Genomic DNA, 17664 nt, shown 5'->3' with positions numbered 1-17664 from the left:
TAGCTGACGCCGGAATCGTGGTCCGGCGTCGGTTTTTTCCGTATCGGTTGTGGCTTTTAGTGCACCAGCATGCCGGTGAACCAATAGGCCTGAGCCAGCGTGATCAAGCCGACAATCGTGGCAAAGAACAGGCTGTGCTTGAGGGTGAAGCGGAACAGGTCCGACTCCTTGCCCACCAGCCCGGTCGCGGCGCAGGCCACGGCGATCGATTGCGGTGAGATCATCTTGCCGGTCACGCCGCCACTGGTGTTCGCTGCCACCAGCAAGGTGTCGTTGACGCCGATCTGGTGGGCGGTGGTCGCTTGCAACGAACTGAACAGTGCGTTGGACGAGGTATCGGAACCGGTCAGGAACACACCGAGCCAACCGAGGAACGGTGAGAAGAACGGGAAGGCTGCACCCGTGCCGGCCAACACCAGGGCCATGGTCGACGACATGCCCGAGTAGTTGGTGACGAAGGCGAACGCCAGCACCATGCCGATGGACAGAATCGGCCACCGCAGTTCGTAGAAGGTCTCTTTAAAAGTGGTCAGACCAGTTTTGAGGTTGATCTTCAGAACCAGCATCGAGATCAGTGCGGAGAAGAAAATCGCCGTGCCGGTCGCGGAAATCGGATCAAGCTTGAACACGGCTGGAATGGCAGTCGGGTTAGCCACAATCGGTGCAACCTTGATCACCATCTGATCAAGGTGCGGGATAGCGAAATTGAACACGAAGCTGTACATCGAACCGCCGGCGGCAAACATCGCCTTGAACGGCTTCAAGGTCCAGATGGTCACCAGCACGGTCAGAATCAGGAACGGCGACCACGCCTTGATGATTTCCCCGAGGCTGTAGGGCGATGCCAGGGTGGTGCGCTTCTGGCCGAAACCACCGGCGCTGGCGCTGACCACGGAAGCCGATACGGCCCCGACGATGTGCTGGCCGGCGGCGCGTTTTGGCTGCCAGACTTTCAGGAACAGGGTCAGGGAGATCAGGCTGGCCAGGGCCGAAGTGATGTCCGGCAGTTCCGGGCCGATGAAGTTCGACGTGAAGTATTGAGTCACGGCGAAGCTCAAGCCGGCAACCAGAGCGGCGGGCCAGGTTTCGCGAACGCCGCGCAGGCCATCCATCATGAACACCAGCCAGAACGGCACGAACAGCGACAGCAGCGGCAGTTGGCGACCGGTCATGGCGCCGATCTTGAACGCGTCGATGCCGGTCACTTGCCCGGCGACGATGATCGGAATCCCCAGGGCGCCGAAAGCTACCGGCGCGGTGTTTGCGATCAGGCACAGGCCCGCGGCGTACAACGGGTTGAAACCCAGGCCGACCAGCAGAGCGGCGGTAATCGCCACCGGTGCACCGAAACCGGCCGCACCTTCAAGAAACGCGCCGAAGCAGAAGCCGATCAACAGCACTTGCAGACGCTGGTCGTCAGTGATCGACAGCACCGAGCTGCGTATCACTTCGAACTGCCCACTTTTGACCGTCAGTTTGTAAAGAAAAACAGCGGCCACGATGATCCACGCAATCGGCCAAAGGCCATAGGCGAAACCATACCCTGCGGCTGCGAAAGCCATGTCGACCGGCATCTGGAAGGCAAAAATCGCCACCAGGATCGACAAGGCCAGCGTGATGCTACCGGCAACGTGCCCCTTGAGACGGAACACGGCCAGAGCCAGGAAGAAAAACACGATAGGTATAACGGCCGCGAGCGCGGATAAACCGAGGCTTCCGAGCGGGCTGTAGAGCTGTTGCCAGGTTTGCATATGGGGTGGCCCCTAATTGTTGTTGGTCAGGCACTGATCAGCGTTCTTGGATAATTGGTAATACCAATTTACAATCGCTGTTGGCTAGGGTAAAAGCCTTGTAGGCGGTGTGTCAATTTGCCGCCCTAAAACTTTTGTCGAATACCGGGACTGCAATGGGCTGCGTTGTGTGGATTCAGGTGCTGTACGGCAGGTGCCGATACGGCGGCAATGGGCCAGAATAGAGCGCCGGCGCGCCGTCGGATCTTGGAGAAGGTGAGTTATGGGGTTTGATCAGATTCGTCAGCGCCGTTTGTCTGACGATATTGTCGAGCAACTCGAGGGCATGATCCTTGAGGGTACGTTGAAGGCGGGTGAGCGCCTGCCGGCCGAGCGCGCGCTGGCCGAACAGTTCGGTGTTTCACGCCCTTCTTTGCGCGAGGCGATACAAAAGCTGACGGCCAAGGGCTTGCTGGTCAGCCGGCAGGGTGGCGGCAATTACGTGGTGGAGTCGTTGGGCACGACGTTCAGTGACCCTCTACTGCATTTGCTAGAGAGTAATCCCGAGGCTCAGCGCGATCTGCTGGAGTTCCGCCACACTCTGGAAGCGTCCTGTGCGTATTACGCGGCGTTGCGCGCCACGGATGTCGACCGCGAGCGCCTGACTTCCGCGTTCAATGAGTTGCAGGACTGCTATTCGCGTCACGATGAAGTGAGTCGGGCGGAAGAGGGCGCGGCCGATGCGAAATTTCATCTGGCGATCGCCGAGGCCAGTCATAACGCTGTTTTGCTGCACACCATTCGCGGACTGTTCGATTTGCTCAAGCGCAACGTCGTGACCAATATCGGCGGCATGTACAAGCAGCGCACCGAAACTCGCGACATGTTGATCACGCAACACCGAGAGTTGTATCAGGCGATCATCGAGGGGCGGGCCGAACAGGCGAGGGAAGTCTCCAGTCGTCACATTCTGTATGTGCAGGAGGTGTTGGAGGAGGTGCGCCAGGAAGTGCAACGCGTTGCGCGGGCGGAGCGGCGTAAGGGGATGTAGTCGGTATGATCATTCCCACGCTCAGCGTGGGAATGAATCCCGTGACACTCCGCGTCACAAAGCGGACGCAGAGCGTCCATCGCTGCATTCCCACGCGGAGCGTGGGGAACGATCAACTCAGGCAGAAAAATCAGTCTTCCTTGCCCTTGTTGCGCACCGCACGCTGCAATTCGCGACCGGCGTCGCGCTCGCGCTCGGTGTCGCGCTTGTCATATTCCTTCTTGCCCTTGCCCAGTGCGATCTCGCACTTGACCATGTGCTTGCTCCAATACCAGGACAGGCACACGCAGGCGTAACCCTTCTGCTGCACAGCGGCGGCGAGCTTCTCCAGCTCGCGTCGGTTGAGCAGCAATTTACGGGTGCGGACCGGATCAGCGATGACGTGGGTGCTGGCCGTCGTCAGGGGCGTAATGTGGCTGCCGAGCAGCCAGGCTTCGCCATCCTTGAGCAGCACATAACTGTCAACCAGCTGCAGCTTGCTTGCCCGCAGACTTTTTACTTCCCAGCCGGCCAGGACCAGACCAGCCTCGAACTTATGCTCGATGAAGTAATCGTGTCGCGCCTTTTTATTTTGCGCGATGGTCCCTGTTGGGTGTTTCTTCTGTTTAGCCATAGGGGCGGCATTATAGGGAGTTGCACGCGAGTCGGCTACGGTGTTGCTACGTGCTTGAGCAGGTTGAGTGAATCCCGGACAATGCGCGCTCTTTTTCGAACGCTTGGGCGTGATAACGATGTCGACAGACAAGGTTTCTGTCCACGGCAGTTGGGCTAGCCGCTGGGTCTTCATACTCGCCGCGACCGGTTCGGCCGTGGGCTTGGGTAGTATCTGGAAATTCCCCTATATGGTTGGCGTCTATGGCGGCGGCGCTTTCGTACTGATGTTCCTGGCCTGTATCGCGCTGATCGGTGTGCCGGTCATGCTCGCAGAAACCCTCATCGGCAGACGCGCCCGGCAGAGTCCGGCCAATGCCCTGAAGGTGCTGGCGCTGGAGGCGGGGCATTCAGCCAAGTGGTCGTGGGGGGCATTCGCCGGGATGATCACGGCGTTGCTGATCCTGTCTTTTTACAGCGTGGTAGGCGGCTGGTCGCTGGACTACATCATCGACATGGGGCGTGGCGACTTCCAGGGCGCGACGCCCGATCAGGTGGGCGCTTACTTCGGCGCGGTGATCGCCGATCCATGGCGGCTGACACTTTGGCACACAGTTTTCATGCTGTTGTCGGCAGTGGTGATTGCCAAGGGTGTGGTTGCCGGGCTTGAGCGCAGCTTGCGGATCATGATGCCCTTGCTGTTCGTGATGGTGATTGTTCTGCTGGGTTACAGCATGACTACCGGGCATTTCATGGAAGGCGTGCATTTCATGTTCGACTTCCATCCGGAAAAAGTCCTCGATGGCTTGCTGCCGGCCATGGGGCACGCATTCTTTTCCCTGAGCGTCGGGGTTGGTTCGATCATGATCTACGGTGCTTATATGCCGAAGAGCTCGTCGATTTCCGGAACCATCGTTGGGGTGGCGCTGCTTGATACCTTTGTTTCCCTGGTGGCTGGTCTGGCGCTGTTTCCGATCGTGTTCGCCGCGGGTCTGAATCCGAGCGAAGGCCCTGGCCTGATGTTTGTCAGCCTGCCATTTGCCTTTGGCAACGTAGCGTTTGGCCAGTTGATGGGCGTAGTGTTCTTCGTTCTGGTCGCGATTGCTGCCTGGAGTTCGGCGATCTCGCTGCTCGAACCGATGGTGGCTTACCTGGTCGAGCGCTCGAAAATCAGTCGCGCCTGGGTCACCTTCTGGCTGGCGTTCACTTGCTGGTTTGTTGGTCTGGGCACAGTGTTTTCCTTCAATATCTGGAAGGAAGCCAAGTTTTTCGTGAACGAAGGCGGGTTGTTCCACCTCTACCAGTGGGGGGCGACAGGCGGCCTCGACTTCTTCGGCGTGATCGATTTCTTCACCTCGCGAATCATGCTGCCACTCGGTGGGTTGTGTTTCGTGGTGTTTGCAGGCTGGGTGATGGGTCGTGACGCGGTGCGTGAAGAGTTGTCGATTCGTAATCCGGCGTTGTTCGCTTTGTCCTTGTTCTTGATGCGCTATGTGGCGCCCATCGGCATTCTCGTAGTGTTTGCCGCCCAGCTCTGGAAGTGACGCTGACATGACGACACACATTTCTCGTTCAGCCCTGCTGCCATATCCGGCGCAAGCGCTTTATGACCTGGTCAACGACGTGGCGCGGTATCCGGATTTCCTCCCGTGGTGCTCATCGGCTGAAGTTCTGGAGAGTTCCGCTGAACACATGCGCGCCAGCGTCGGTGTGGCCAAGGGCGGGCTCAGCCAGCATTTCGTGACGCGTAATACCCTGGTCCCCGGCCAGTCGATCGAAATGAACCTTGAAGAAGGGCCGTTCACCCAGTTGCACGGTGTCTGGGTGTTCAAGCCATTGGGCGATAAAGCCTGCAAGATCAGCCTGGACCTGTCGTTTGATTATGCGGGGCCAATTATTCGTGCCACCTTGGGGCCTTTGTTCAACCAGGCGGCCAATACGCTGGTGGATGCATTCTGCCAGCGGGCGAAGCAAATGCATGGTTGAGGTAATGATTGACGTTGAGGTCGTGTACGCCGCTGTAGATCGTCAGGTTCTCATGCCTGTCGCGGTGCCGGAGGGAACGACCATTCGCGCCGCACTGTTGAAATCCGGGATCGGCCAGGTGTTTGCCGAACTGGATCTGGCCGAGTGCCCGGTGGGCATATTCGGCAAGGTGATTGTCGATCCCGATACGCGAGTGGTTCAGTCGGGAGATCGAATCGAGATCTATCGGCCGCTGCTGGCCGATCCCAAGGAAGTTCGGCGACTGCGCGCTGCGAAGGCGGCAGAGGCCAAAGCCAAGAATCAATGAGTGACAAAATGAACAGGCAATAAAAAACCCGGACCAGCCGGGTTTTTTATTGCGTCGCAAATTATTGCGGCGAGGTGTCCAGTGGTTCTGGCGTCGGGACCGGAACGGTTTCTACGCCGTCGACATCCTTTTGAATCTGATCCAGCAACGAACCTGGCTTGACCGGTTTCTCCGGCTTCGGCTTCTCGACGTTTTCTGCCGGAGCGGTGACCGTGGTGCCACTGTCCTTGCCGAGAATCGCTTCATCGCGGCTCACGCCTGGCATGAAATCGCCAGAAAGGCTGACAAGCTGATCATTAGGGTTGAAGATAACGCTAATGCGTTCCTGTTGGCGTTCACCGCCCCCGGGTTGCAGGCTGTACAGGTAATCCCAGCGATCGGCATGGAACGTGTCGGTCAGCAGAGGGTTGCCCATGATAAACCGTACTTGCTTGCGGGTCATTCCCGGGCGTAACTGGTCTATCATGTCCTGCGTGACGACATTGCCCTGCTGGATGTCGATTTTGTAAACCCCGGGGAATGAACAACCGGCGAGTGCGAGCAGTCCCACAAAGGTGAAACTGGTTAGCAAGAGCTTGGTGTTTTGCATCGGTGGGCGACTTCCACTATCTTGGCTGGGACAACGTAAACGCCGATCATACCCGCAATAAGAGAAGCTGCGAAGCAGCATCGCGAGAAAGCTGACCATGGTTGAAAATAGCGAACTACGCAAAGCCGGCCTCAAAGTGACCCTGCCACGGGTCAAGATTCTGCAAATGCTCGATTCCGCCGAGCAACGCCACATGAGCGCTGAAGATGTCTATAAGGCGCTGATGGAGGCTGGCGAGGACGTCGGTCTGGCCACGGTTTACCGTGTACTGACCCAGTTCGAGGCAGCTGGCCTTGTGGTGCGGCACAACTTCGACGGAGGCCATGCGGTCTTCGAACTGGACGACGGCAAGCATCACGACCATATGGTCAACGTCGAAACCAGTGAAGTGATCGAATTCTTCGACGAAGAAATCGAGCGCCTGCAGAAAGCCATCGTCGACAAGTACGGCTTCGAGATGGTTGATCACAATCTGGTGCTGTACGTACGCAAGAAAAAGTAAGCATGTCGCGCGAACCTGGTTCGCGATACGAACGAAGGCGACCTCTGGGTCGCCTTCGTGCTTTCTGCCCGCCTTAAACCTTCGCAGTCACCACCATTTTCTTGGCGTGAGCCAGGGATTCCTTGGTGAGATCGATACCACCCAGCATTCGGGCGACTTCTTCGACCCGATCGTTTTTGCTCAGCTTGGAGACGGCGGTGCGAGTGGCGTCCTCGCCCCGCACTTTGTGCACAAATAGATGTTGGTGCCCCTGCGCAGCCACTTGTGGCAAGTGAGTCACGGTCAGTACCTGCCCGCGCTCGCCAAGTCGACGCAGCAACTGGCCTACAATTTCGGCGGTCGGGCCACCAATGCCTACGTCCACTTCGTCGAACACCAGGGTTGGCACGCGTGATGTTTGTGCGGTAATGACCTGAATCGCCAGGCTGATCCGTGACAGCTCACCGCCAGAGGCCACTTTCGCCAGGGCCTTCAATGGCTGTCCCGGGTTTGCGCTGACCAGCAGTTCTACCTGTTCGAGGCCATTCGGTAAAAGTTCGTTACTGTTGTTGGGGCGAAGCTCGATAGTGAAACGCCCTCCGGGCATGCCCAGGCGCTGGATTTCCTGCTCCACGGCGCTGGCCAGGCTGCTCGATGCCTGGTGGCGCAGATCACTCAGCTCCCGGGCTTTCTCCTGATAATGACGGGCATAGGACGCCAATTCGTCGCTCAGCCGCTCGATGGATTCATCGTTGGCATTCAGGGTTTCGATTTCGTCCAGCAGGCGCTGCTGCATCTCCGCGACCTCGGTGGGCTGGATGCGATGTTTGCGCGCCATGGTGTAGATCGCGTCGAGACGTTCTTCCAGAAACTGAAGGCGGGCCGGGTCGGCATCGAAATTGTCGAGGAAACGGTTTAGCTCGCCCACGGCCTCCTCAACCTGAATCTGTGCACTGGTCAGCAGGCTGCTGGCTTCGCCGAGCGCGCCGATGGAGCTATTCACGCTCGACAGGCGGTTGAGGCTGGCGGTGAGGGCATTCAATACATTGCCGGAATCACTTTCACTGCATTGCTCGACCACCTGCCGGCAGATCCCCAGCAAGGTTTCGGCATTGGTCAGGTTTTTGTGTTCCTGTTCCAGCTGTTCCAGCTCGTTATCACCCAGGCCGAGGTTTTCCAGTTCTTCAAGCTGATAACTGAGCAGTTGGTGGCGGGCGCGTTGCTCATCGCCGGAGTTGGAAAGGCGTTCGAGTTCCTGATGGGTCTGGCGCCAGCGTTGGGCGGCGAGCTGGACCTGGCGGGCGAGATCGGTCGCCCCGGCATACTCGTCGAGCAGGCGGCGATGGGTGTCGGTCTTGAGCAAGGATTGGTGTTCATGCTGGCTGTGGATGTCGATCAGCAGTTCGCCCAGCGCCTTGAGGTCGCCGAGCGGGCAGGGCGTACCGTTGATGTAGCCGCGCGAGCGTCCTTCGGCGGTGATCACCCGGCGCAGGATGCACGGGCCGTCGTTCTCGAGATCGCGCTCGGCCAGCCAGGTGCTGGCTTCCGGGATATCAGCCAGGTCGAAGGTGGCCAGGATATCGGCCTTGTCTGCGCCGGGGCGGACCACGCCGCTGTCGGCGCGGTCGCCCAGGGTAAGGCCCAGGGCGTCGAGCATGATCGACTTGCCGGCGCCGGTTTCCCCTGTGATCACGCTCATTCCGCGATCGAGTTCGAGATCGAGATGTTCAACGATGGCGTAGTTGTGTACGGACAGGTGCACCAGCATAAAGGCCGCTCCCAGGCTTTAGGTCTGGTTATTTATACAGTGTTTTGTTTCTGGCTGACAATGCCCTCGCTTAGCTCGTTTCGCTCGATCCGACGAAATCGTTAGCGCAGCAAGGAATACCGATACAAAGCTTTTTGTAGGGTTAATCACGTCTGGCCCCTTGAAGCCGGATTTTGCGGCCCCATATAGCTGGACAGAAGCGCGAGTCGAGCTCGCGGACGATATTGAAAGGAGAATTCTATGGCTGACGAACAGACAGTGGATACGCAAAATCTAGACGCCGATCAGGCTTCTCAAGCTTCGGGTGATGATCTGGCGGCTCGGGTACAAGTGCTCGAAGAGCAGTTGGCCGGCGCACAGGATCAGGCTTTGCGTGTGGCCGCCGATCTGCAGAACGTCCGCCGTCGCGCCGAGCAGGATGTCGAGAAAGCTCACAAGTTCGCGCTGGAAAAGTTCGCCGGTGACCTGCTGCCGATCATCGACAGCCTGGAGCGCGGCCTGGAGTTGTCCAGCCCGGATGACGAAAGCATCCGTCCAATGCGCGAAGGCATCGAGCTGACCCTGAAAATGTTCCAGGACACGTTGAAGCGTTATCAGCTGGAAGCCATCGATCCGCATGGCGAACCGTTCAACGCCGTTCTTCATCAGGCGATGGCCATGCAGGAAAGCGCCGATGTCGAGCCGAACAGCGTGCTCAAGGTGTTCCAGAAGGGTTACCAGCTTAATGGCCGCCTGCTGCGCCCGGCAATGGTCGTGGTCAGCAAGGCGCCGGCACCGGTTTCGCCTTCTATTGACGAGCAGGCTTGAAATTAGCCGCAAGGCCCCCATTTAGAAGTCAAGCGTTTAAGTGCTACCGCAGTTAGCCACCACTGCTGCGGCAACCAAATCCAAAAGTTTCGGGAGAGTGAACATGGGCAAAATTATCGGTATCGACCTGGGGACTACCAACTCCTGCGTCTCCGTACTTGAAAACGGCGTAGCCAAGGTTATTGAAAACGCCGAAGGCGCGCGCACCACGCCGTCGATCATCGCTTACGCCAACGATGGCGAGATTCTGGTAGGCCAGTCCGCCAAGCGTCAGGCAGTGACCAACCCGCACAACACCTTGTACGCGGTAAAACGTCTGATCGGTCGTAAGTTCGACGAAGAAGTCGTGCAGAAAGACATCAAGATGGTTCCGTACAAAATCGCCAAGGCTGACAACGGCGACGCCTGGGTTGAGGTCAACGGCCAGAAAATGGCTCCGCCACAAATCTCGGCTGAAATCCTGAAGAAAATGAAGAAGACCGCCGAAGATTACCTCGGCGAGCCGGTAACCGAAGCGGTCATCACCGTTCCGGCCTACTTCAACGACAGCCAGCGTCAAGCGACCAAAGACGCCGGCCGCATCGCGGGCCTGGACGTAAAACGTATCATCAACGAACCAACCGCGGCTGCTCTGGCTTACGGTATGGACAAGGCCAAAGGCGATCACACCGTGATCGTTTATGACCTGGGTGGCGGTACTTTCGACGTTTCCGTGATTGAAATCGCTGAAGTCGATGGCGAGCACCAGTTCGAAGTGTTGGCCACCAACGGTGACACCTTCCTGGGTGGTGAAGACTTCGACATTCGTCTGATCGACTACCTCGTCGACGAATTCAAGAAAGAAAGCGGCATGAACCTCAAGGGTGATCCGCTGGCCATGCAGCGTCTGAAAGAAGCCGCTGAAAAAGCCAAGATCGAGCTGTCTTCCGCTCAGTCGACCGACGTCAACCTGCCGTACATCACTGCAGACGCTACCGGTCCTAAGCACCTGAACGTGAAGATTTCCCGTGCCAAGCTGGAAGCGCTGGTTGAAGACCTGGTTCAACGCACCATCGAGCCTTGCCGCATCGCGCTGAAAGACTCCGGTATCGACGTTGGCGCGATCAACGACGTGATCCTGGTAGGCGGTCAGACCCGTATGCCACTGGTTCAGAAGCTGGTGACCGAGTTCTTCGGTAAAGAAGCTCGCAAGGACGTGAACCCGGACGAAGCCGTTGCCATGGGTGCTGCGATTCAGGGCGCCGTTCTGGCTGGTGATGTTAAAGACGTTCTGCTGCTCGACGTCAGCCCGCTGACCCTGGGTATCGAAACCATGGGTGGCGTGATGACCGCGCTGATCGAGAAAAACACCACGATTCCTACCAAGAAATCGCAAGTGTTCTCGACTGCCGACGACAACCAGGGCGCGGTAACCATTCACGTGCTGCAGGGTGAGCGTAAGCAAGCGGCGCAGAACAAGTCCCTGGGCAAGTTCGACCTGGCCGAGATTCCACCAGCACCACGTGGCGTGCCACAAATCGAAGTGACCTTCGACATCGACGCCAACGGCATTCTGCACGTAGGCGCCAAGGACAAGGCCACCGGCAAGACTCAGTCGATCGTGATCAAGGCCAACTCCGGTCTGTCCGACGAAGAGATCGAGCGCATGGTGCGTGATGCCGAAGCTAACGCTGAGGAAGACCGCAAGTTCGAAGAGCTGGCCGCTGCCCGTAACCAGGGCGATGCTCTGGTGCACTCGACGCGCAAAATGGTCGCTGATGCTGGCGACAAGGTGAGCGCTGAAGAGAAGACTGCAATTGAAGCTGCCGTAGTTGCCCTGGAAGCCGCTGTCAAAGGCGACGACAAGGCCGCTATCGAAGCCAAGGTTGAAGAGCTGTCCAAGGTCTCCGCGCCAGTGGCCCAGAAAATGTACGCCGAACAGGCTCAGCCAGCTGACGGCGCGGCACCGCAGGGTGAATCGGCTGAAAAGGCTGACGACGTTGTCGATGCCGAGTTCGAAGAAGTAAAAGACCACAAGTAAGTTGTTGGTCGCCCGGTTGACTGCCTTCAGGCGGTGACTGGTAGGATGTCGCCGCGCGGGAGCTTGCTCCCGCGTTGGCGTGTCTGGAACACGCGAATTTTTACAGCATGCGACAACGTTCGTTTGCTGCTGGTATGGCCGGGAATGCTCCTGCTTTTCGAGCCGCAAGTACCACATCTGAATCAAAGACCAGGATCGTTGAATTGACGTGAGTTGGGTCCGGGCCTGTATTGGGGCTCAACGAGTTCGGCGGGGCTCAGGAGAGGTTTGCCGAACGTCCTCAAGAGTGCAAATGACTTATGGCAAAGCGTGACTATTACGAAGTATTGGGTGTTGAACGAGGCTCAAGCGAGGCGGACCTGAAAAAGGCCTACCGTCGCCTGGCGATGAAGCACCACCCGGACCGTAATCCCGATGACAAAGCGTCGGAAGAGATGTTCAAGGAGGCCAACGAGGCCTACGAAGTGCTGTCCGACTCCAGCAAGCGCGCGGCGTACGACCAGTACGGCCATGCCGGTGTCGATCCGAGCATGGGCGGCGGCGGCGCCGGTTTCGGCGGTCAGAATTTCTCCGACATCTTTGGCGATGTCTTCAGTGACTTCTTCGGTGGCGGTCGCGGCGGTTCCCGTGGCGGTGCTCAGCGCGGCAGTGATTTGCGCTACACCCTGGAGCTGGACCTGGAAGAAGCGGTGCGCGGCACGACCGTGAATATCCGCGTTCCGACCCTGGTCAACTGCAAGCCATGCGATGGCTCGGGTGCCAAGAAAGGTTCCTCGCCGGTCACTTGCCCGACCTGTGGCGGTATCGGCCAGGTGCGCATGCAGCAAGGCTTCTTCTCGGTGCAGCAGACCTGCCCGCGTTGCCATGGCCAGGGCAAGATCATTTCCGATCCGTGCGATTCCTGCCACGGCGAAGGTCGTGTCGAAGAGTACAAGACCCTGTCGGTGAAAGTGCCGGCCGGTGTCGATACCGGTGACCGCATTCGCCTGTCCGGCGAAGGTGAAGCGGGCGCTCAAGGTGGCCCTACTGGCGACCTTTACGTGGTGATCAATGTGCGTGAGCACTCGATCTTCCAGCGTGATGGCAAGCACCTGTTCTGCGAAGTGCCGATCAGCTTCGTCGACGCAGCGCTGGGTGGCGAGCTGGAAATCCCTACCCTTGATGGTCGGGTCAAGCTGAAGATCCCAGAGGGTACTCAGACCGGCAAGCAGTTCCGTGTTCGTGGCAAGGGTGTTGCGCCTGTGCGTGGCGGTGGTGCCGGTGATCTGATGTGCCGTGTGACAGTCGAAACCCCGGTCAACCTGAGCCGTCGTCAACGCGAAATGCTCGAAGAGTTCCGCAGTTCCCTGGCTGACGACAACAGCCATTCACCGAAGACCACTGGCTGGTTCGAAGGCGTCAAGCGCTTCTTCGGCGACTTGTAAGGAGACAGGCATGCGACGTATAGCAGTGATGGGCGCCGCCGGGCGCATGGGCAAAACCTTGATCGAAGCCGTGCAGCAAACGCCGGGTGCCGGTTTGACGGCGGCAGTGGATCGCCCGGACAGCACGCTGGTCGGCGCTGATGCCGGTGAGCTGGCTGCGCTGGGGCGGATCGGTGTGCCGTTGTCGGGTGATCTGGATCGTGTTGTCGACGAATTCGACGTGCTGATCGACTTCACTCATCCGACGGTGACCCTGAAAAACCTCGCCTTCTGCCGCAAGCACGACAAGGCGATGATCATTGGCACCACTGGCTTCAGCGTTGAAGAAAAGCAATTGCTGGCGGAAGCGGGCAAGGACATTCCGATCGTCTTTGCGGCCAACTTCAGTGTGGGTGTGAACCTGTGCCTGAAGTTGCTCGACACCGCGGCTCGCGTGCTGGGTGACGATGTCGACATCGAAATCACCGAGGCTCACCACCGGCATAAAGTCGACGCGCCGTCCGGTACGGCGGTGCGCATGGGCGAAGTCATCGCGGATGCCTTGGGCCGTAACCTGAAGGAAGTGGCGGTGTATGGCCGTGAAGGCCAGACCGGTGCGCGCGCTCGCGAAACCATCGGCTTTGCCACTGTGCGCGCTGGCGATATCGTCGGTGATCACACTGTGCTGTTCGCCGCTGAAGGTGAGCGTGTCGAGATCACGCACAAGGCCTCCAGTCGTATGACCTTCGCCAAGGGTGCTGTGCGAGCTGCATTGTGGCTGGATGGGCGCGAGCCTGGTCTTTACGACATGCAAGACGTGCTCGACCTGCGTTAAGATGCACCCGAAATCGGGCTCGTGCACAGCGTTCGAGCCCGGTTTTGTTCCGCCAAGCGACGTCCTGTCGCATTCTCCAGCCTTTAAGGCTCATTGGCGGTAGACCAAAAATGCCTTTTTCTGTAAGCTACAGCTTTAGTGTGTCCACTAAAAGCGCGCAGAATAATTCAGTGAAGAAGCGGGGTGACGTGTCCATACGTCACTCCGCTTTTTTACAACCTGCGATCGCCCTTTCAGGCTTTATTTACGGGAGGTCTTCTTGACTAAGCCAGCCATACTCGCCCTTGCTGATGGCAGCATTTTTCGCGGCGAAGCCATTGGAGCCGACGGTCAAACCGTTGGTGAGGTGGTGTTCAACACCGCAATGACCGGCTATCAGGAAATCCTTACCGATCCTTCCTACGCCCAACAGATCGTTACCCTGACTTACCCGCACATCGGCAACACCGGTACTACTCCGGAAGATGCCGAGTCGAACCGCGTCTGGTCGGCTGGCCTGGTCATTCGCGACCTGCCGCTGGTTGCGAGCAACTGGCGTAACACGATGTCCCTGTCCGACTACCTGAAGGCCAACAACGTTGTGGCCATCGCCGGTATCGACACCCGCCGCCTGACGCGCATCCTGCGTGAAAAAGGCGCGCAGAACGGCTGCATCATGGCCGGTGACAATATTTCCGAAGAAGCCGCTATCGCCGCAGCCCGGGGTTTCCCTGGCCTGAAGGGCATGGACCTGGCAAAAGTCGTCAGCACCAAAGAAAAGTACGAGTGGCGCTCGACTGTCTGGGATCTGAAAACCGACAGCCATGCGACCATCGAAGCTTCCGAGCTGCCGTACCACGTAGTTGCCTACGACTACGGCGTCAAAGTGAACATTCTGCGCATGCTGGTTGAGCGCGGCTGCCGCGTGACCGTGGTGCCTGCTCAGACCCCTGCTGCCGATGTGCTGGCGCTGAAGCCGGACGGCGTGTTCCTGTCCAACGGTCCTGGCGATCCGGAGCCTTGCGACTACGCGATCCAGGCGATCAAGGACGTGCTGGAAACCGAGATCCCGGTCTTCGGTATCTGCCTCGGTCACCAACTGCTGGCCCTGGCCTCCGGCGCCAAGACCCTGAAAATGGGTCACGGCCACCACGGTGCCAACCACCCGGTCCAGGACCTGGATACCGGCGTGGTGATGATAACCAGCCAGAACCACGGCTTTGCGGTAGACGAAGCGACCCTGCCAGCCAACGTTCGCGCGATCCACAAATCGCTGTTCGACGGCACCCTGCAAGGGATCGAGCGTACCGACAAGAGCGCCTTCAGCTTCCAGGGTCACCCGGAAGCCAGCCCTGGCCCGAACGACGTAGCGCCATTGTTCGATCGCTTCATCACTGAGATGGCCAAGCGACGCTGATCGCTCGCCCTGATGCAGCAAAGCCTGAGGGTGGTCCCGAAACCGGCGGCCCCCTCAAGGCTTCACAGATTGAACAAGACGGCTTGCCGACTGACCTGCGGATTTGAGTGACAAACCCATGCCAAAACGTACAGACATTAAAAGCATCCTGATTCTCGGCGCTGGCCCGATCGTGATCGGCCAGGCCTGCGAATTCGACTACTCCGGCGCCCAGGCCTGTAAAGCCCTGCGCGAGGAGGGTTACCGCGTCATCCTGGTGAACTCCAACCCGGCCACCATCATGACCGACCCGGCCATGGCCGACGCCACCTATATCGAGCCGATCAAGTGGCAGACCGTTGCCAAGATCATCGAGAAAGAGCGTCCGGACGCGCTGCTGCCGACCATGGGTGGCCAGACTGCCCTGAACTGCGCCCTGGACCTGGAGCGCGAAGGCGTTCTGGAGAAGTTCGGCGTAGAGATGATCGGTGCCAACGCCGACACCATCGACAAGGCTGAAGACCGTTCGCGCTTCGACAAGGCGATGAAATCCATCGGCCTGGCGTGCCCGCGTTCCGGTATCGCCCACAGCATGGAAGAGGCCAACGCGGTCCTCGAGAAGCTCGGCTTCCCGTGCATCATTCGTCCGTCCTTCACCATGGGCGGCACCGGTGGCGGTATCGCTTACAACCGTGAAGAGTTCGAAGAAATCTGTGCCCGTGGTCTGGACCTGTCGCCGACCAAAGAGCTGCTGATCGACGAATCGCTGATCGGCTGGAAAGAATACGAAATGGAGGTTGTCCGCGATAAGAAGGACAACTGCATCATCGTCTGCTCGATCGAAAACTTCGACCCGATGGGCGTGCACACCGGTGACTCGATCACCGTGGCGCCGGCACAGACCCTGACCGACAAGGAATACCAGATCCTGCGTAACGCCTCCCTGGCGGTACTGCGCGAGATCGGTGTGGAAACCGGCGGTTCCAACGTTCAGTTCGGTATCTGCCCGAACACCGGCCGCATGGTCGTGATCGAGATGAACCCGCGAGTATCCCGTTCCTCGGCACTGGCTTCGAAAGCCACCGGTTTCCCGATCGCCAAGGTCGCGGCCAAACTGGCTGTGGGCTACACCCTCGACGAGCTGTCGAACGACATCACCGGCGGCAAGACCCCGGCGTCCTTCGAACCGTCCATCGACTACGTCGTGACCAAGCTGCCACGTTTCGCTTTCGAGAAATTCTCCAAGGCTGACGCGCGCCTGACCACTCAGATGAAGTCGGTGGGTGAAGTCATGGCCATCGGCCGTACCTTCCAGGAGTCCCTGCAGAAAGCCCTGCGCGGTCTGGAAGTCGGTGTGTGCGGTCTGGACGAGAAGGTTGACCTGCGCAACCCGGAAAGCATGAGCATCCTCAAGCGCGAACTGACCGTGCCGGGCGCCGAGCGTATCTGGTACGTGGCGGACGCCATGCGCGCCGGCATGAGTGTTGAAGACATCTTCGGCATGACCATGATCGATCCTTGGTTCCTGGTGCAGATGGAAGATCTGATCAAGGACGAAGAGAAGGTCAAGACCCTGGGCCTGACCAGCATCGACCGCGATCTGATGTTCCGCCTCAAGCGCAAAGGCTTCTCCGACATGCGTCTGGCCAAGCTGCTGGGTGTGACCGAGAAGGCCCTGCGTGCTCACCGTCACAAGCTGGAAATCTTCCCGGTCTACAAGCGCGTCGACACCTGCGCGGCCGAGTTCGCCACCGATACCGCGTACCTGTACTCGACGTACGAAGAAGAGTGCGAAGCCGCGCCGTCGGGTCGCGACAAGATCATGATCCTGGGCGGCGGTCCGAACCGTATCGGCCAGGGCATCGAGTTCGACTACTGCTGCGTACACGCGGCACTGGCCCTGCGCGATGACGGTTACGAGACCATCATGGTCAACTGCAACCCGGAAACCGTTTCCACCGATTACGACACCTCCGATCGCCTGTACTTCGAACCAGTGACCCTGGAAGACGTGCTGGAAATCGTCCGCGTCGAGAAGCCGAAAGGCGTGATCGTCCAGTACGGCGGCCAGACCCCGCTGAAACTGGCCCGCGCCCTGGAAGCCGCCGGCGTGCCGATCATCGGCACCAGCCCTGACGCCATCGACCGTGCCGAAGACCGTGAGCGCTTCCAGCAGATGGTCCAGCGCCTGAACCTGCGTCAGCCGCCAAACGCCACCGTGCGCAGCGAAGACGAAGCGATTCGTGCCGCCGCCAAGATCGGTTACCCGCTGGTGGTGCGTCCGTCCTACGTATTGGGCGGCCGTGCGATGGAAATCGTCTACGAAGAAGAAGAGCTCAAGCGCTACCTGCGCGAGGCGGTTCAAGTGTCCAACGACAGCCCGGTGCTGCTGGATCACTTCCTCAACTGCGCCATCGAGATGGACGTCGATGCGGTCTGCGACGGCAAAGACGTGGTGATCGGTGCGATCATGCAGCACATCGAGCAGGCGGGTGTTCACTCCGGTGACTCCGCGTGCTCGCTGCCGCCGTACTCGCTGCCGGCGCACATCCAGGACGAGATGCGCGAACAGGTCAAGAAAATGGCCCTGGAACTGGGCGTGGTCGGCCTGATGAACGTACAGCTGGCGCTGCAAGGCGAAGACATCTACGTCATCGAAGTCAACCCGCGTGCTTCCCGCACCGTGCCGTTCGTGTCCAAGTGCATCGGTGTTTCCCTGGC

Annotated in this window: 15 protein-coding genes; 11 read left to right on the top strand and 4 right to left on the bottom strand. The window is 59.0% G+C overall.

What is annotated here, in order from left to right:
- Positions 1-56 precede the first annotated feature (56 nt).
- Positions 57-1751 carry a lactate permease LctP family transporter gene (locus D8U69_RS12825; protein ID WP_056854951.1) on the bottom strand — a complete coding sequence of 565 codons (1695 nt, stop codon included), beginning with the start codon at positions 1749-1751 and terminating at the stop codon, positions 57-59.
- A 262-nt stretch (positions 1752-2013) separates the two neighbouring features.
- On the opposite strand from D8U69_RS12825, the gene D8U69_RS12820 reads away from it, so the two are divergent.
- Entirely contained in the window at positions 2014-2781 is a 768-nt protein-coding gene (locus tag D8U69_RS12820; protein WP_130907431.1) for an FCD domain-containing protein, read from the top strand.
- Positions 2782-2911: 130 nt separating this feature from the next.
- On the opposite strand, the gene smpB is transcribed toward D8U69_RS12820, so the two are convergent.
- Positions 2912-3394, bottom strand: a complete 483-nt coding sequence (smpB, locus tag D8U69_RS12815) for an SsrA-binding protein SmpB (protein WP_007933497.1) — start codon at positions 3392-3394, stop codon at positions 2912-2914.
- Positions 3395-3512: 118 nt separating this feature from the next.
- Here smpB and D8U69_RS12810 point away from each other — a divergent pair, with 118 nt between their 5' ends.
- From D8U69_RS12810 to D8U69_RS12800, 3 genes are read left to right on the top strand one after another with little or no spacing between them, the layout of a single operon-like run.
- Positions 3513-4916 (top strand): sodium-dependent transporter, encoded by a 1404-nt coding sequence (locus tag D8U69_RS12810; protein ID WP_056854953.1) that lies wholly within the window; start codon positions 3513-3515, stop codon positions 4914-4916.
- 7 nt (positions 4917-4923) lie between these two features.
- Positions 4924-5358 carry a type II toxin-antitoxin system RatA family toxin gene (locus D8U69_RS12805; RefSeq protein ID WP_130907430.1) on the top strand — a complete coding sequence of 145 codons (435 nt, stop codon included), beginning with the start codon at positions 4924-4926 and terminating at the stop codon, positions 5356-5358.
- On the top strand, positions 5351-5665 hold the full coding sequence (locus D8U69_RS12800; RefSeq protein ID WP_056854955.1) for an RnfH family protein: 315 nt from the start codon (positions 5351-5353) through the stop codon (positions 5663-5665). The genes D8U69_RS12805 and D8U69_RS12800 overlap by 8 nt, the downstream gene beginning before the upstream one ends.
- A gap of 61 nt (positions 5666-5726) precedes the next feature.
- On the opposite strand, the gene D8U69_RS12795 is transcribed toward D8U69_RS12800, so the two are convergent.
- Positions 5727-6254 (bottom strand): outer membrane protein assembly factor BamE, encoded by a 528-nt coding sequence (locus D8U69_RS12795; protein WP_034148348.1) that lies wholly within the window; start codon positions 6252-6254, stop codon positions 5727-5729.
- A 97-nt stretch (positions 6255-6351) separates the two neighbouring features.
- Here D8U69_RS12795 and fur point away from each other — a divergent pair, with 97 nt between their 5' ends.
- Positions 6352-6756, top strand: a complete 405-nt coding sequence (fur, locus tag D8U69_RS12790; protein WP_003197684.1) for a ferric iron uptake transcriptional regulator — start codon at positions 6352-6354, stop codon at positions 6754-6756.
- A 73-nt stretch (positions 6757-6829) separates the two neighbouring features.
- Here the strand turns inward: fur and recN are convergent, their stop codons facing one another.
- On the bottom strand, positions 6830-8503 hold the full coding sequence (gene recN, locus D8U69_RS12785) for a DNA repair protein RecN (protein ID WP_130906236.1): 1674 nt from the start codon (positions 8501-8503) through the stop codon (positions 6830-6832).
- A 240-nt stretch (positions 8504-8743) separates the two neighbouring features.
- On the opposite strand from recN, the gene grpE reads away from it, so the two are divergent.
- The 6 genes from grpE to carB form a co-directional block, all read left to right on the top strand.
- A complete protein-coding gene (gene grpE, locus D8U69_RS12775; protein ID WP_056854957.1) occupies positions 8744-9310 on the top strand; it encodes a nucleotide exchange factor GrpE in 567 nt (188 codons plus the stop codon).
- Positions 9311-9413: 103 nt separating this feature from the next.
- On the top strand, positions 9414-11330 hold the full coding sequence (gene dnaK / locus D8U69_RS12770; protein ID WP_130907429.1) for a molecular chaperone DnaK: 1917 nt from the start codon (positions 9414-9416) through the stop codon (positions 11328-11330).
- Between the two features lie 299 nt (positions 11331-11629).
- Positions 11630-12754: a molecular chaperone DnaJ gene (gene dnaJ / locus D8U69_RS12765; RefSeq protein WP_130907428.1), complete on the top strand. Its 1125-nt coding sequence runs from the start codon at positions 11630-11632 to the stop codon at positions 12752-12754.
- Between the two features lie 10 nt (positions 12755-12764).
- Positions 12765-13568, top strand: a complete 804-nt coding sequence (gene dapB / locus D8U69_RS12760) for a 4-hydroxy-tetrahydrodipicolinate reductase (RefSeq protein WP_130907427.1) — start codon at positions 12765-12767, stop codon at positions 13566-13568.
- Positions 13569-13827: 259 nt separating this feature from the next.
- On the top strand, positions 13828-14964 hold the full coding sequence (gene carA / locus D8U69_RS12755; RefSeq protein ID WP_056854960.1) for a glutamine-hydrolyzing carbamoyl-phosphate synthase small subunit: 1137 nt from the start codon (positions 13828-13830) through the stop codon (positions 14962-14964).
- 118 nt (positions 14965-15082) lie between these two features.
- Positions 15083-17664, top strand: a 2582-nt coding sequence (gene carB / locus D8U69_RS12750) for a carbamoyl-phosphate synthase large subunit (protein WP_130907426.1), incomplete at its 3' end; no start/stop codon positions are given.

Source organism: Pseudomonas sp. Sample_16 (assembly GCF_004307665.1).
Taxonomy (GTDB): Bacteria; Pseudomonadota; Gammaproteobacteria; order Pseudomonadales; family Pseudomonadaceae; genus Aquipseudomonas.
This window is presented reverse-complemented; position numbering and strand designations above follow the sequence as displayed.